The sequence below is a fragment of the Haloarcula sp. H-GB4 genome (assembly GCF_030848575.1).
Lineage (GTDB): Archaea > Halobacteriota > Halobacteria > Halobacteriales > Haloarculaceae > Haloarcula.
On sequence record NZ_JAVDDX010000001.1, the window covers coordinates 1434420 to 1449990 of the forward strand.

The 15571-nt window shown below is 53.0% G+C and carries 8 protein-coding genes and 6 pseudogenes; 6 read left to right on the forward strand and 8 right to left on the reverse strand.

The genetic code is table 11. The features are described 5' to 3' along the window. Window positions 1-35 precede the first annotated feature (35 nt). The 5 genes and pseudogenes from RBH20_RS07355 (at window position 36) to RBH20_RS07375 (ending at window position 5008) form a co-directional block, all read left to right on the forward strand. Window positions 36-440, forward strand: coding sequence for a transposase (locus RBH20_RS07355; RefSeq protein ID WP_306707003.1), 405 nt, complete (start codon window positions 36-38; stop codon window positions 438-440). A gap of 65 nt (window positions 441-505) precedes the next feature. After that, a pseudogene (locus RBH20_RS07360) lies at window positions 506-1329 on the forward strand (IS5 family transposase). Between the two features lie 52 nt (window positions 1330-1381). Next, a pseudogene (locus RBH20_RS07365) lies at window positions 1382-1966 on the forward strand (IS110 family transposase); the annotation flags it as partial. A 250-nt stretch (window positions 1967-2216) separates the two neighbouring features. Further along, a pseudogene (locus tag RBH20_RS07370) lies at window positions 2217-2928 on the forward strand (transposase); the annotation flags it as partial. 253 nt (window positions 2929-3181) lie between these two features. Further along, window positions 3182-5008, forward strand: coding sequence for a hypothetical protein (locus tag RBH20_RS07375; RefSeq protein ID WP_306707008.1), 1827 nt, complete (start codon window positions 3182-3184; stop codon window positions 5006-5008). A 34-nt stretch (window positions 5009-5042) separates the two neighbouring features. On the opposite strand, the pseudogene RBH20_RS07380 reads toward RBH20_RS07375, so the two are convergent. The 3 genes and pseudogenes from RBH20_RS07380 to RBH20_RS07390 form a co-directional block, all read right to left on the reverse strand. Beyond that, window positions 5043-5351 (reverse strand): annotated as a pseudogene (locus RBH20_RS07380) (IS5/IS1182 family transposase); the annotation flags it as partial. A 162-nt stretch (window positions 5352-5513) separates the two neighbouring features. Then, window positions 5514-5729 carry a transposase gene (locus RBH20_RS07385; RefSeq protein WP_306707011.1) on the reverse strand — a complete coding sequence of 72 codons (216 nt, stop codon included), beginning with the start codon at window positions 5727-5729 and terminating at the stop codon, window positions 5514-5516. A gap of 247 nt (window positions 5730-5976) precedes the next feature. After that, a pseudogene (locus RBH20_RS07390) lies at window positions 5977-6276 on the reverse strand (transposase); the annotation flags it as partial. 251 nt (window positions 6277-6527) lie between these two features. Between RBH20_RS07390 and RBH20_RS07400 the strand changes: the two are divergent. Beyond that, window positions 6528-7208 (forward strand): annotated as a pseudogene (locus RBH20_RS07400) (IS6 family transposase). A gap of 158 nt (window positions 7209-7366) precedes the next feature. Here RBH20_RS07400 and RBH20_RS07405 read toward each other — a convergent pair. The 5 genes from RBH20_RS07405 to RBH20_RS07425 all read right to left on the reverse strand — a co-directional run bounded on the left by RBH20_RS07405 (window position 7367) and on the right by RBH20_RS07425 (window position 15569). Then, the gene (locus RBH20_RS07405; RefSeq protein ID WP_306707015.1) at window positions 7367-8851 is read right to left on the reverse strand and encodes a lipopolysaccharide biosynthesis protein; all 1485 of its coding nucleotides are present in this window, start codon (window positions 8849-8851) and stop codon (window positions 7367-7369) included. Between the two features lie 701 nt (window positions 8852-9552). Continuing rightward, the gene (locus RBH20_RS07410; protein WP_306707017.1) at window positions 9553-11484 is read right to left on the reverse strand and encodes a VirB4 family type IV secretion system protein; all 1932 of its coding nucleotides are present in this window, start codon (window positions 11482-11484) and stop codon (window positions 9553-9555) included. Next, entirely contained in the window at window positions 11481-12494 is a 1014-nt protein-coding gene (locus RBH20_RS07415) for a hypothetical protein (protein ID WP_306707019.1), read from the reverse strand. The genes RBH20_RS07410 and RBH20_RS07415 overlap by 4 nt, the downstream gene beginning before the upstream one ends. 2 nt (window positions 12495-12496) lie before the next feature. Beyond that, the gene (locus RBH20_RS07420) at window positions 12497-13792 is read right to left on the reverse strand and encodes a hypothetical protein (protein WP_306707021.1); all 1296 of its coding nucleotides are present in this window, start codon (window positions 13790-13792) and stop codon (window positions 12497-12499) included. Between the two features lie 85 nt (window positions 13793-13877). Beyond that, on the reverse strand, window positions 13878-15569 hold the full coding sequence (locus RBH20_RS07425; RefSeq protein ID WP_306707023.1) for a hypothetical protein: 1692 nt from the start codon (window positions 15567-15569) through the stop codon (window positions 13878-13880). Window positions 15570-15571: the final 2 nt, after the last annotated feature.

The window sequence follows — 15571 nt, forward strand, 5'->3', positions numbered from 1 at the left end:
CGATTCACGCACGCTCAGCCCAACGGAGGCGTTGCATGTACCTCGGCATTGACACCCACAAGAAGTACTCGCAGGTTGCCGTCGTCGACGGCGACGGCAACCTGCAAGACGAGATTCGCTTGCCAAACGACCGCCTTGACGAGCTCGCCGAAGAGTACGCTGGTGGTGACGCTGCCATCGAAGCATCGGGCAACTACCGCCCGATCTACGAGATGCTCAACGAGCATCTCGACGTTTCCCTGGTGAATCCATCAAAGAACCGGATTATCGCCGACGCCACAGTCAAAACAGATCGCGTCGATGCGAAGAAACTCGCGCACATGCTCCGAGCGGACATGCTCGCTGAGAGTTACGTCCCACCGGACGAGATCCGCACCCTGCGGGATCTCGTCCGGACGCGTAAGTCGTTAGTCGAAAAGCGGACTGGTGTGCTCTGTTGAAGAGCAACTAATCCGTTCGTTTTCACCGATTTAGAAGGATGAAGCCGAGGAATTTGATTCTGTCCATGGAAGTCAAACTCCTCGACTTCGTTCAGGAGTGTAAACGGCTGGCCAAAGAAGCGTTGGGGAAAGGTGCGGGCGAGCCCGCCAGGGGCGGTTCGCCCGCTGGAAACATGTTGTCCTGCACTGCATTCGTATCGAGGATGAATACAGCTACAGAGAGCTCATAGACCGGGTTGGCTTGATGAACGATATTTGTGACGCATTAGAGCTTGATTCCGATGATTTACCTGACCCGTCTACGCTCTGCAAATCCTTTGATCGGTTCGAAATGTGGGTGTGGCGGCAGTTGCTGCGCCGAAGCGCGCAGCAACTGCCTACCTCTGGTCACGCAGCGATCGACGGCACATACTTTGAACGAACACAGCCGTCGTTCCACTACCGCCGGCGGTCAGGACGAGAGATACAGACGCTGAAAGCGACAGTATTGGTCGATTCACAAACTAAGACAGTCCTCGACTTACAGCCATCGGCAAAATGGAGACGTGACACCGATGTTGGGCCGCAGGTCGCCCGCCGGAACGCGGGCGACCTGCTGAGTCTGGCTGCCGACAAAGGGTACGACAAGAACGTCTTCCGTGAGTGGCTCCGAGACAACGACGTTCGGCCACTCGTCCGGCACTGCCTGTACACATGGTACGATTATGCCCATAACGCGCGGTTAGACGACTCTCTGTACAATAAACGATGGATGGCAGAAACGTGCTTTTCGGTGGTGAAGCGCTCGCACGGCGCGACCGTGCGAGCGCAGACATGGTATCGTGAGTTCAAAGAATGCGTTCTTAAATTCGCCATCTACAACATCGAACGCGCCTGCTCAGCTCTATGAACCTGACGCCGCCCCTCTATTCAACAGAGCAGACTGCTGAAAAAACCGCGTCAGAGCAGTCCTCACTCGTACCGACAACACCTACGACAGCGAGTTATTCGGCCCGACCGGACGAGAGTTCTTGGCGGAACTCTCGCTCAGCGACGCCGACCGCACGATCATCGAAGCACACCTCTCGGTGATCGACGCGTACGACGAGCAGATCGAAACAATCGAGGAAACGATCGAACAGAAGGTACTGGAATCGCCAGCAGCCCAACGGCTGCTGACGATTCCGGGAGTTGGACAGTACACTGCCGCTGTGATCGTTGCCGAGGTCGGTGAAATTGACCGCTTCGATGAAGACAAAGAGCTCGTGAGCTACGCAGGGCTTGATCCGACGGTTCACCAATCTGGCGACAAAGAAATCCGTGGTGGCATCAGCAAAGAGGGCTCAGCGCCGTTGCGCTGGGCCCTCGTCCAGTGTGCGAACATAGCTGTTCGCTGTGACGAGTACCTCGGAAACTTCTATACGCGGCTGAAAGAACGGAAGAACCACCAGATAGCGATTGTCGCAACGGCCCGCAAGATGCTCGTGTCGATCTTCCACATGTTGACGCGTAAGGAGCCATACGACCCACCGGAGGTGAGTGCCTGAGCGACCGGACCGGTCGCTCAGGCATCCGGGCTCGATTCGACGTGTAGCACCAGCTTTCGCTGTGAAGATGGCCTCCGCCTGTCGGTGGCTTCACCACCTGTTTCAGGCTGCCGTCTGGTGATTCACAACTCTGCTTACGGGTGAGCGGACCGCTCACCCGAAGTTTTTCATCGGTAGCGTGGCTAGTTTGGCGTGCAGGATTTTCATAGGCGGTTACCACACCAAAGAGCAGGGTGGACGTTGAGGTGGTATGAGCCCAGCGACCCTGCAAGATGATCCTTCGGTAGAGACGTTCTTCAATGTCGCGGAGACCGAGACGTTAGCGTTGTTTGAGCATCTCTCCTTCGAATTTCTTGAAGAGTTCGACGTGTTCACCCCGGCGGAGACGGGGTGAACACGAGACCATGATCCCCAGGGCTGATGCGTGGCTTCCTTCATTGTTACTACCACGATATCTACGGGATTCGTCCCGTTGAGTGAGAGTTCCAGAACACGGTTGTCTGGCTGAGCTGTGGGTTCGATCGACCGGCCGTCCAGAGACGCAGTCGATCGCTTTCTCACCGACCTCGAACACGTCGTTGACGAGGTGTTCGACCACCTCGTCGAGCAGCCGCGGCCTGCTCGACTTGACTTATTGCATCGATTCAACGGATGTGAGAACGATGCCTGCCGATCAAGACGCATCGAAGTGTTACGATCCAAGGATGACGAGTACTACCACGGATACGGCTGCACGATTATCTTGACCGGACAAAAGATCCCGATTGCAGTCGAGTTCACCGAGAGCAAACAAGCGTCAGAAGAGACGGCGAGCGCGTCACGAGTGACGCGCTCGCCGTCGCCAAACCGATGTGGATGGTCGGTGACAGTATCTACAACACGCTCAACGGGCATGACCACCTGCTGGCCGCAGGGGTCGTGCCAGTCCCCACAACGCGCGAAACACAATTAAACCAACGGACAGATCGTTCCTTAATTCCCGCTAATAGACGATGTCTACGTAGCGGAACTATAATATAGCTAGAAAAGAAATCCTAATATAGAATAATAAAACAAAGAGAAATTCGCAAAATGTTTTTATTATGCATACCTTTTTCCAACGTTGTGGGTAACAAAATATCCGTCAATGTACAAAAGAGGTTAGAAGAGCTATGATATGCATAACTATGATAATACATTTAGTACCAAGCATAATTATCATACAAGATACATAACATGGATTCAAACGTCTTGTCTGATACTGAGCCAGTCTTTTATTTTTCTGTAGTCTTCTGTATCTTATTGACTGGTTTGTTTGTTTTCTCCAACAGTTCGAAATTATTTGGACTGGTATTATTTTCAATTGGCATTTCAGTTTTGCTTGGATGGAGAAGTTTAGACGACTCTACACCATCTGCCAAGTTAGACAGGCGGTATTTAGATATATCAGTTTATTTGGGTATCACATCTATGATTATATCATCATATACAACTCCGATCGGTGTTCCTACCTTATTTTATGTATTAATGCTTGTAACCGCTTGCTTGTTGCTCACACGAGTCTACTGGTATCCAGAGATGCGGGTGGTCTTTCCAATCTTACTCTATGCAACCACAATTCGTCTCAGCTATTGGTACGCTGCCCCTGCATTTGGACGTGATACAATTAAACATCTCAGGTTTTCACAATATATGGTACAATATGGTGAACCAATACCGTCATCTGTTAATTACTACCACTATTATCCAACTGCTCATTCAATTGTAACTGCTGTTTCTCATATCTTGGACGTTCCTGTGCGCGTTGCATATTACATAGGCATCGGTATTCCAATAATATTTGGAATTTTAGGAATAGCCATTGTCATTCCTTATCTCTTGACGAACTCTGAGGCTGAAATCCAGACAATCAATTTCGCATGTCTCTATCTTGCGTTAGCACCATTCCATATTCGATATTCAACACATATTCTCGCTCAGAGCTTGACACTCGCTTATTTACCATTTACCATTTTTGCTTTCATCTCTGATGATAAACGTTTTCTTAGCATCGGCATTCTTTCTGTTATCATTGTGATTTTCACCCACAACACTCCTGGTATTGTATTATCCACATTCGGAATCATACTTATTCTGGCTAGATATTCATCTAATTATATTTCTCTCCCAGTGTCACATAATAAAACTTCCCCACTTGTTATTCCTATAATTGGAATACTACTGTTAGAATATTGGATTCGTATTGATTATATATCTCTTCAGATAAGTAGAATATTCCGATTGTTTGATGCAGGAGGATCACTATTTTCGACGACATCGGGATCCTCGAGTGTGGCAGCTGCTCCAAACTTTATTCAAAGTCCCCTTTTACATAGAGGTCTTGGTCTGTTATTCGGGGCTGCCGTTATCCTTGGCACTTCCATTCATGTCATTAATAAGGCGCGCTCTAATAATATCGGCTTGGCAACAGATTATTATATCACAGTATCAATAATATTTGCTGGCCTAAGCAGCGTAGTGTTTATTGGACTGGATACTGAGATTCGGCGACTTTTTCCTTTCGCACCCATCTTAATCTCTCCTGTTGTAGGCTACCTGTTTTATAAAGTGGCTAGTAATAAAAATGAAGATGCCATCATAATATATTTAGTTATACTAATAATTCCTTGTCTAATCCTTACCTCGGCTGCAGGAGCTGGATTTAGCCCTGCAGTTGCTATGACTGAGGACCGGCCGGAACATTACCGAAATTATGTCACAAACAGTCAAATCAGTGGTGCGATAACTATTGGTGAAACTGCCCCTGAACTAACCGTCGATTGGTACATGGTCCATGGAATATCCCACTTATTCGTGGAAAAAAATCACTCCAAAAATAATTCGGTTGATAACTCCCCAATATCTCAAGCAGACAAAGTCCGGGTAATAGATAACGAAGGAGAAATCGAATGTAATAACACATTCTATTATTTAGACTATCATTCGCGGGCTTTCGGAACTCAACCACCTAACGGACACCGCATTTTAGATGTTGGTGATGCATTCGCCATTGATTGTAGATAATCAGCTCTGTAGATTCGGCACACTGCAGTTGATGTCACAGATATCTCACGCTTCGGCGAAGGTGTAGACGGTCACTTTCAGCAGCATCTCTCGGAACTCCAGCCAACAGTTTCGCGCACGCACGGTAGCGCCGAGCATGCGCTTGATGCTTGAGAAGACGGTTTCTGATTGGAGCGCTGGGTGATACTGATCACCCTCCATGCGGGCGCTACGGACGTGATTGAGCGGGTTCATGATCCTGTGTTTGGTCAGCAGTCTGATGCCGTTTTCATGAAGTTCGTCGCGGAAGGCTTTTGCTGTCATAGCCACAGTCAGCGGCGAGGCTCCGCAGGTCGCCGGCGTTGAGTGATCAGCGCAACTTTTGAGCATTTGGGAGGAACATTTGGATCCAGTCAACCGCGAAACTCAGCCGATGGCTCAACCAGAGAAATGTCTCGGTGAGATACTCTCGAAAGTGGTCTTTGTCCTCGAAGGTCTCTGGCGAGACCTCACGTTTGAGATCCTTCTACAGTGGTTCGATTACGTTCAGCGTCGGCGAGTATAGCGGGGTGAAGACGAACTCGATACCGAGTTCGTCGGCCCATTGTTGTGTGATTCTCGCGTGATGTGAGCCATAATTGTCGGCCACGAGCAGAATCCGACCCCGCGGACTCTGCTCGCGGATCTCTTCAAGCGCCTCGACAATCGTCTCCTTGACCAGCTTTTTCTTGTACGTGATCACGCTCTGGCCGGTCAGCGCATAGAACCCAATCGACCGCTATGGGAATGTCACTAGCAGCTTCTCAATCGTGTCCGTCCGGTCAAACGACCACAGCCGCCGGGAATTCTCAAACTGCTGTGGCCACGCCTCATCGAAAGAATCCAAAAACGATTGGATCAGCCTCCTCGTCATGATCCTCGCCGAGCGCCTGCTTCAGGCGCTCGGCAAGAATCTCATCAGCGTCGTCGGGCCGGCGTGGATCCATCGGACGAGGTTTCACGTAATTCATCCCAGCTTCGCGGAGTTTGCGGCTGAGATGTTCCGGATGGTACGTAACGCCGTAGCGGTCTTTGATGAAAGTCCCTATAGCTTGTGGTGTCCACGGTTGACCGTCTTCGAAAATAGTACAGAGTTCCTCAAAGTGTTCATACGAGAGCTTGGGCGGTCCGCCGCCGCCGAAGCGCGAGCAGAGTCCGTCAACGGTGTCATCATTCCACGCGCGTCCCCAGCGACGCGGTGGGATTTGCCCAGTTCGATACGGAGTGCATGCAGCGTGAGCATCGCCCACTCGGCGAACCCGCCATCCCCTTCGGGGTCGGCGGGTTCGTCCGGGTTATCGACAACTGATTTAGCCTTAACCACCGTAACAGAGGTGAAGAGGCGGAATTCTGATACCACAATACCCTGTTTCTCCGCTTTCTACGGCAATAACGCGGTCATAGCGGTTCCATCTAGCGAAACTACGGAGCCAATCATTTTATTGGGCACTGTCTAGTTGAGCGAGTTTGAGAAACGAGGAGGCCGTAGCGAGAAGTGTCCATGCAACTCGCAGACCTCCTCAGAGAGACGTTAGATGAGGACAGCCAAGACGTTTGGGAGAATGAGCGCACCCCGACACCCGTCCGGCGATTTGGGGTGCGTCTCCATACTGCGGGGCTGTCGATCAGGGAGACGGTCGCTATCTTAGACCTGCTGGGTGTCGATCGCTCTCACGGGGCTGTCTGGCACTGGGTTCATACATTGTCTGAGGCTCAGAGCGACCCGCCGACGGCGGAGCCGTCGCGGGTCGCAGTCGACGAGAAACAAATTGAGGTTGACGGCGAAAAGAAGTGGTTGTACGCCGCTGTCGACACCGAGTCATAACTGCTGCTTGAAGTTGACGTGTTCAGCCGCCGCGGGACTGACCCCGCGGCGGCGTTCCTGCATCGACTCACGCAGAAACACGATGTCGCTGATTCAGTGTTTCTCGTTGATGCTGGCGGCTATCTGACTGCCCTCTCACGTCATGATTTGAGCGGTCGTCTCGACTACCGAATCCGGAACCACATTGAAAATTGGTTCCAGACTGTAACCATGCGCATCGACCGCTTTCACTCCTTCTGGAGGGGCAGTCAATCAAGCGCGAAACAGTGGTTACGACGATTCAGACACCACTACAACCACGAACGGCCGAACCAAGCTCTTGACGGAAAAACGCCAGCTGAGGAGATCCAGAACTAGACAGTGCCCCGAAGAGACTTACATCCGATTTGTGACCGTTCCAACACCGTCATGAAGTCTTCCAGGTACTGGGCTAGAAAGCCTCAGAAACCCGTTTTAGTTCACCGTAATCTATGCCCCAAGAGCGTTTAATTAGATACCACCAAACCTATAATTTTCTACAGACTGGAGAATCTATTGTCCGGGAGTTGGTTTGCTATTTTTTGAAGGTCGTTCCGAGGAATGCCCCCTGCTAGTATAGCTGTGGTTATGAAAATGAGTGCACCTAACGGGGGTACGATGATCAAAGATATAATTCCATCGAATAAATTAGACAACCAAAATATTATTGGACCGGCCACAACAACAGTCAGTGCTGCCCGCAAGAACATTCTTAAACTCACTGGATTATATCCGATATACTTTGCACACAATGTCTGAGTAATCAGGAGGCTCCCGTACCCTATAGTTGTAGCGACTGCTGCTCCAACAGTTCCATACGAAGGGATCAAAAGAGCATTAAGTACTAAATTAAGCACTGCTGTAAAGCCTGTAGCAGCTATAAGTGGCTTCATACTCCCTTTTGCATGAGTGATAGCTAAAATAGGCCGGGCTACAGCGAAACCCAACGTGCCAGGCAGTAAGAACAACAAGGGCTTGACAGCCGGAGAGTATTCAGCCCCGAAAAAGAATGGGACAAATACGTCCGCCAATGCAGCAAGTCCAGTAGCGCAAAGTAATGTAAAAAGTAAGACGTATCGAGTTGCCCTAACCGCCATATTATTGATTTTATCAATGGCGTTTGTTCGCCACAAATCTGATACAGATTGTATAAGAACTTGTTGTAAAGACTGTGGAGCAACCCAAAGAAGTTCTACAAGCACTAGTGCCGCTTTATAATATCCGACAGTAGCATCATCTACCGTACGCTGAAGCATCAAAATATCAACATGATAAAGCGATGTGAGTAAAAAAATATACACGATTGAAGTATGGTTAAAAAACGCCAGTTCTTTTTTTGGAAAAGTGCTTGGGATGGGTCGGAGAACTGCCTTAATGTCGATTTTCTGCCAGACAAGGAATATTCCGATTGTAAACATGAGTATATTTGAAATTATATGCCCAGTGATAACACCTGCAACCCCAAAATTGAAATAAGCAAGACCGACTGCCAATAATATGAATGTTGTCTGTTGTCCGATCCTGAGTTTCTCGGAGTGGTTCTCTAAATGAAGCCCCATTAAAACTCTCCGGGTAAACTCCCTATACTGCGTAACTATAGCCCACAAAGCAACCAAATAAAAATAAATAGTATACTCAGTTCCGAATACCGAGGCAACGACACCACTAGCAGAACCGAAAACCAATATTGCTGCAACAATTAAAGCCAGCAGTCCACCTAATCGAGAATAATATGCCCATACATAATCCTTCCAATTATTTATATCGCGATCCTCAGAAAAATATTTTTGTGCTCCATTTACCACACCAGAACTCATTAGTGTCTTCAGAAGGCCAAATACAGCTAGGATAGTGGCATATTGCCCATAAAGAGAAGCTCCCAGAATCCTCGTTAACAACGGTGTAGAGATCGCCCCCAAGACCATTACAATGACACGGGCAGACGCCACTGACCAGAAAGCTGAAAAGAGACTTCGTCCCATAGTATAATTTACAATAAGATGTATTCTGAACAAAGTATAAGCGTGACGGTTTATATTTGGAAATTTCATGTTTACTAGCACCGTACAGTAAGGTCGTGGCTGCGCGCGCAGCGAAGCGAGCACGGAGCGGAGGGTGGGGAGGTGGGGCCGCGGGGCTGTGGTCGAAACGAACGGGGAAGGGCCCCGCTAGTCGCTCGCCACCAGCCCGGCGACCGAGTCAGTTGGTGTGAGATGGGTTTCGCCCGCTTAGTACACCGTCTAGGAGTAGCGTGCGATCTTGTGTTTCGAGGTCGGCACGGTTTCGCTGACCGCCGTCACCAGGTCTGCCTAGGTGAGCATCTTCCCCGGCATGAGCCGACCGCCGCGTAGACTGTCGCCCGGCCACAGTCTTTCGTGCCGTGCCCGGACCGATGGGGACTGAATCGGCCACGTCTGGCAACCGTTCGCCGACCGTCACTAGGTCTATCCCTGTTTCCACGTCGATGCCAGTCTCACCGGGGGCCGTCACGACCCGGTCTACCGCCCAATCGCGAACTACCGGCGCGTCCACGGAGGTCTGCAACCGGATCTTCCGTGCGGCTGCACACACTCGCTCACGACTGCTTTTTGTGAACTGGACTATCTGGGCCGGGGTTCGCTCGCACGCCCTGCTAACTCAAATTTTGCTCGGACCACATGGTCTAGAACACAACGTTCAACCGCTAATCTCCAATGACATCCACCTCGTACTCACTCGCTCGCACTCGAATCGGGAACCACCCCTCTTCATCGACTCCAAGCAGTGCTTCGGAGTAGCCATCAGCGCCATTCCCGGCTTTTGCCGATTGTACCCAGTCGATCTCTCGGTCGCTGAGGTTGAACCACTCAGCCAGTTGCTGAGCCGCCTCATCAACGCGGTGGATGATCGTCATCGAGCAGAGGTTTGCAATCGTCCGGGCCTCCGGCGTGAGTGCGAACTCACCACCGGTCTGGGTGATGAACTGCAGGGAGATATCGTAATGCCGACTGTGACGGACAGCCGTTTCGAGGAAATCCAGCGAAGTTGCGTCATTCATCAGGTAGTGAGCTTCGTCGATAGCGAACGCCACTCGTTTGTCCGTCTGTTTGGCGCGTTCATACACCGCGTTGAACAGCACCTGCATCATCAGACTCGTTTCGGACCGCCCGCGTGTCCCCTCCTCTTGGTGGAGATCCAGATACACGACATCGGATGTGATATCGAACTCAGTAGGTTCCGCAAGGTTCGCGAGGTCGCCACCGTCCCTGAAGGACGGACGCAGGTCGATCAACAGTGATTCTGCATCCGTCCGGACGTTCTCCTGTTCACCAGCTGTGACGTAGCCAAACGTCGCCGGATCGTCTAGCAGTTGTTCAAGAACGTCAATCACGTCACGGACGGTCGGTGATGACTGGTCGTGTGTCGCTGGGTCCCGGGTAATGCCCTGTTGCTCGTAGGCCTCTTGCACACACCGGCGAAGTGTCTGTTTTCGATCACCGAGGGGGTTCCCAGCTACCTGTTCGAAGAACGTCTCGAAGAACGTGAGGACCCACGCGATTTGCTCAGCCCATGGATCCAGATCCGGGACGGTATCTAACACAGTCGTCGGTGTGGGCTGTATCTCCAGTGGATTGAACGACCGGGACCCGCCGACTGTGACACGCTCACCGCCGAGTGCGTCGTTGAGTGACGCAAACCCTTCAAGCGGATCCAGCATCACGAGTACCGTGTCCTGATCGTGCATCGCACGCCGGAGTAACTGCAGTTTCGTCGAGAAGGACTTGCCAGCGCCGAGTTTGCCAATCACCATCGCACAGTAGCCCGTTTCCCTGGCAAATCGATCGAGCAGGAGGGGACTCTCATTGAGTGCGTACGTCCCGTATTCGATGCCGTGTTCGGCCATCGCTCCCGAGACGAACGGAAACATTGCCCCCAGTGCGCCACCCAGCATCGGCGTCTGCGTATCCTGCTCAAGATTCATTTTGTCCACACCGACCGGGCTGGCTGAGATGAGTGCGTCCAGTTGTGCCCATCGCGGCGACACTGGCGTTAGATTCGCTGGCGCTCGTCTGGCCGCGTTCGCAACCGTTTCCGACGTGACATCTTCGTTTGTCTTCCCTCGCTCGGTGAGATACATCGACACGTCGAACGCTTCCATCGACGTGTTCCGAAGCACATCGTACAGTTCCTGGTAGTCCTGCAGGTCCTTGCTGACTCCCCGGGCGCCTGCACGGCGCTTCTCCGAGAGATACTCCATTTCCGCTTCCAGATCCTCGATTTTGTTCTCCAGCGAATCCAGCGTCGTCTGCGTGTCTCTGGGTGTGATGTGTATCGAGATGTCTGTCGTTCGTGTCTCGGCCGTCGAATACAGTTTCTCGAAGAGCCCATCCCGAGGTGCATCCGGAAACTGGCCAATCCAGAACGTGCGTGCCCACCGCTCACCGGTTCGTATCGTCGTCGGTGTTCGCTCAATTTCCGATGGTGCGACGAGTGACTGATGTATATCTGCAGGTGTATCCAACGACTGTTCACTCTCCCTGTCGACGACATTGAATGCAGGCGTGTCGTCGCCAGAGGATTCCGCTCCTGATGCTGTGTCTGAGTTCCCTCGGAAGGGAAGCCAATCCCACGTCATGGGCGGTCCCCCACAAGCGGACGTGTCCGGAGTATCTCTTCGAAGTCACCGTATTCTAACGTCTGGCCGGCCCAGAACTCACTGATGACCTGTGCTCCATCGCTTGCATCGACGGTCATCGCTTCACACCCTTCGATATCGCGTATTCCGGACTGAACACGAGACAGTCGCTCTTCGAGTGTCGTGAACAGTGCCTCACGCTGTCGTTCAGGTGCTGGGGCAGTCAGCGCACGCACGAACACGCCGAGTACCGGGATATCACTGAGCGTCGTCAGGATACTCTCCCGTTCGAACTGGACTTCCTCGGGCGAGACCGTGACGATCACGTAGTGGTCTCGGATCGTCATCTGTCGGGCTGCCAGATCCTGTTCGTACCACTCGATATACCGCTCGATGAGTGTCCGGAGTTGTGCGTTTGCCTTTACGTCAGGGTCCTCCAGCCGCTCACGATAGTGATCGAGATATGTCTCGACTGGGAACGGCTGGGTTGTCGAGTAAATCTGTATCGGGAACGTAACGGCCGTATTCAGGAAGTCCTGAAAGCTATCGGCCGTTGTGGCCCATTCTTCGTCTGTTGCCAGTGCCATCGACGGTGGCGACACCCGAACAAGACCGACAACGGCGCCGTCTTGGCGCTTGATTGCGTTTGCATCCGGATACACGCGCTCAAGCTGGTGGTGATCCAGTGCCTCCGAATGTGATTTCTCCGTTGCGGTCGTGTGGAATCGGATCATCGTCACCAGCCAGTCGAGGCTTGACGTGTACGCTGGTGTCACGTACACGAACACCGCGCCGATACAGATCGCGACTGCAACGATCGGGAGAAGTATCGCCTGGATCGTGTAGCCAGCAATCCGTGTCGACGACGGGACGACTAGCTGTACGAGCAAGATGACAGCAACGGCGGGCAACAGTACCACGACGGCATCGCCGAGGGTGTATGATCCAAGCAGCTTTGTCTCAGTACCAAGCGACTTCGGGATTCGTTTTGAAGGAGTTCTCTCAGCCATTCTTAGTAGATGTAACGTGGGTTATCGTTATCGTCCGAGTCGCCATCCGACTCGTCAGTCTCGACGGACTCTGCGTCGGCCCCCGACTCGTCAAACGGATCGGACTCGGGTGACTCGTTCTCGTGATCATTGTCTGGCGTGTCATCGTCGTCTCTATCCGTACTGGTTCTCGATTCGTCAGATTGAGCGGGATTGCTACGCTCGGTCGTCTCCGAGCTATCAGTCGTGGATGTACCGAGCCTGGAGCGAAGCGTTCGCTTCGTCTGGTCCACTTTACGGCCAACAGTGTGTGCGCTGGATGATCCCGATCCGAGCACTTCCTGGCCACTGGCTCTGATCGCAGACTGTCCCGTGAGCCCACGGCGGAGGTTCTTCAGGCCCAGCGTTCCGCGTTCACCTGCGTTCTCGACCGTTGCTTTGCGGTCGTGAGCACGCCGGCGTGAACTGTGCTGGGCCGCACGGTCAGCCATGAAGAACAGCGCACCGGCTTGCCAGAAGAGGACAAACGGGGCGATAACTGCGATGAGCGGCGTGATGATGGCCAGAAGCCACTGGCCGAATCCACCAATCGAAACCGTGACTGAATCGCCCAGCAACTCGCCTAGGCGAAACAGTACCGCGATGGGAACCGTCATGAACAGGAACGGGACATAAAAGCCCGCAAGTCGCGACATTAGCCGTGCAACCGGTGCAAACGGGCCGACACCCGGAACCCAGAACACGATAACCAGTGGCATCAGGAGGACATACAGGTATAGCGCCATCTGCCGGACGAGATAGATAAGCGCGAGGACGAGGAAGATCGTCAGATCGAGTGTCGCAGCAAGCGTCAATCCCGAGAGCCCCATCGCACCGAACGATACTGTCTCGAACAGGCCGATACTGTCGAGACTCGGCACAATAAAATCGACCAGCCCGTCGATGAATCGCAGTGACAGTGCGGCCATCCACCACCACGACAGGATGCCAAGCAGGCCGGCAAATGCCCGCTTTTTGAGCTTCGTTCGATGGTACCCGCTGAACAGGTGGCTTGTCGATTCTAGAAAGATGATCACGCCAAGCGAGAGTCCCCACAGCAGGAGTGTCAGCGGGACCATCGTATCCCAGTAGTACGTGTAAATCGACGGCCAGCCGCCGTTTGACGGTTGACTGAACACTGCATCCGGACGTGGCGTCGTCACGATCAGGTCGATGAGTGCCCCAACGTTGTCACCGACGAACCCGAACACCGGATCGACCAGCTTCTTCAGGAACCGCTCCAGTGCGTCGACGAATACGTCCCCCAGTGACTGTGTCATATCTTTCTCGCGGTGCTGTTGGTTGTCCGTCGGTTCCGTGTCGACCTGCGCTGTCTTGTCCTGTCCAACAACAGGGTGTGTCTCATTACAGATTCCTCCATGGTGGCCAGAATCCCCATCCGGTAATGCGATCGATCAACAAGCCAGCCAGCAGGAGTGTGCCGACCTGAACCCCAATCGTGAACAGGAGGTGGACGTACCGCAAGACCGTTCCACCGGTCGCCACAGTCGTTGTGTCACCCACGTAGCCAGGGATCGTCCGCCACCAGTCATCTGGCCGGTACGTCGCAGTGATAGCATTCCCCTGCCGTGGGATCGTCGTTGTGACCGTGCCGTTTGCAGTCGTGTTGACTCGCTTCCCAGCAAGCTGGATATAGCCGTCACGAGTGACCGTTTCGATAGGCGCACCCGTTGTAGCGTCTCTGAGCGTCACTGTGACCGTCACGGTGTCTGCAGTCGTGTTCTGGACAGTGAGACGCAGATCACTCCGGTTTACCGAGAGATTCGACGTCGTATCTGGTGACAGACGTGTCGGTGACCGCCGAACGAGTCCAATTGCTTGAACCGGCTGGTCAGTGTCTTCCGGTGGCGCTCTGGCAGCGATCCCGAAACTACCTTCGTAGGTTCCGGTTATGCTATCCAGTGCAATCGACGAGTCAAGGGTAGGTGCCCGGAGCGTACGACCGTACGAATCAAGGACTGTAATCTCACGGTGTGCATCCTGTGTGGTCCCAGTTCGGATCGGATACGCGTACACTTTGACCGGATGTACTGGTGAGTGGTCTGTTAGTGTCGTCTCGCCGTCCGTTTCGGTGAGTGTATCCCACCCGGTATCCCGGGCGACGTAGAATCGCCAGATACCACGAATCTCTCCGGATGGCAACTGGAGTCCATACCAGGGCTGGCTCCGGAAGGCCACAACACCCAGATCTCCGTTCGGGTATGTCGTTCGATACCCAGAGAGCGTTGGGTTGTACACGCTCACCTGCCGCTTTTGTTCAACCGTGATCGTCTCGGTGTGCGTCTCTACCCGCTGTGTCCAGTAGTCTCGACAGGTTCTGTTCCCGTTGACGGGCTTGCAGACAGTTTTCTCTTCGTAGATGGTTTCTGTCAGCTCTACTGTGGCTGTTGCCTGAAGCACAAGCGGCTGGCTCCCAGAGACGTTTCGGGGTTGGTTCCGGTATGTGAGACGGACGACATTGTCCGTCGTCGTGTTCGCAACTGTCTCACCGTCCATCCGTAACGTCACGTTCTCTATCGCGTGAGCGACAACGTTCCACTCAGTCCGGCGTGTCGGTGCATCTGTCCCGGCCGGCACGGCAACTCGGTAGTCGATTGTTCCAAGCACCGTTCCGTTCGGGGCGACGTACAACGGCTGCCGGCGTTCCGATACCATGGCTTTCGTCGACGGTGTGACCCCGGCGATTGCGACACCCACGTCTTTGAGATATGTGCCGTTAGTCCGAGTTGCTCCAGTCGGATGGATCGCTCGCGACGCATTCGTTGCGGGCATCTCGGCAATATCGCGCCGATTCCATGTTTCAGCCGCTTCAGGCGGCGCATCAAGTGGCACGTCACTCGTGTGTCTGAGCGTCTCCGATGCTGATGCATTGGCAGTAGCAACGGTCTGTCGCTCTTCGTCACCGCTCCACAGATCATGGAATTCCGATTCATTCACACCATGGTCGGCCGTTTCCGGTGGATGTCCCGCAACCGGTAGTGCCGTGCCGATGATGGCCCAGAGGCAGGCGATTCTGAACAGCGTGTTTCGAGCCATCT

Bases quoted from the DNA above. Each gene is read 5' to 3' on its own strand.
- RBH20_RS07355 (WP_306707003.1), top strand. From the start codon at position 36: ATGTACCTCGGCATTGACACCCACAAGAAGTACTCGCAGGTTGCCGTC.
- RBH20_RS07375 (WP_306707008.1), top strand. From the start codon at position 3,182: ATGGATTCAAACGTCTTGTCTGATACTGAGCCAGTCTTTTATTTTTCT.
- RBH20_RS07405 (WP_306707015.1), bottom strand. From the start codon at position 8,851: ATGGGACGAAGTCTCTTTTCAGCTTTCTGGTCAGTGGCGTCTGCCCGT.
- RBH20_RS07410 (WP_306707017.1), bottom strand. From the start codon at position 11,484: ATGACGTGGGATTGGCTTCCCTTCCGAGGGAACTCAGACACAGCATCA.
- RBH20_RS07415 (WP_306707019.1), bottom strand. From the start codon at position 12,494: ATGGCTGAGAGAACTCCTTCAAAACGAATCCCGAAGTCGCTTGGTACT.
- RBH20_RS07420 (WP_306707021.1), bottom strand. From the start codon at position 13,792: ATGACACAGTCACTGGGGGACGTATTCGTCGACGCACTGGAGCGGTTC.
- RBH20_RS07425 (WP_306707023.1), bottom strand. From the start codon at position 15,569: ATGGCTCGAAACACGCTGTTCAGAATCGCCTGCCTCTGGGCCATCATC.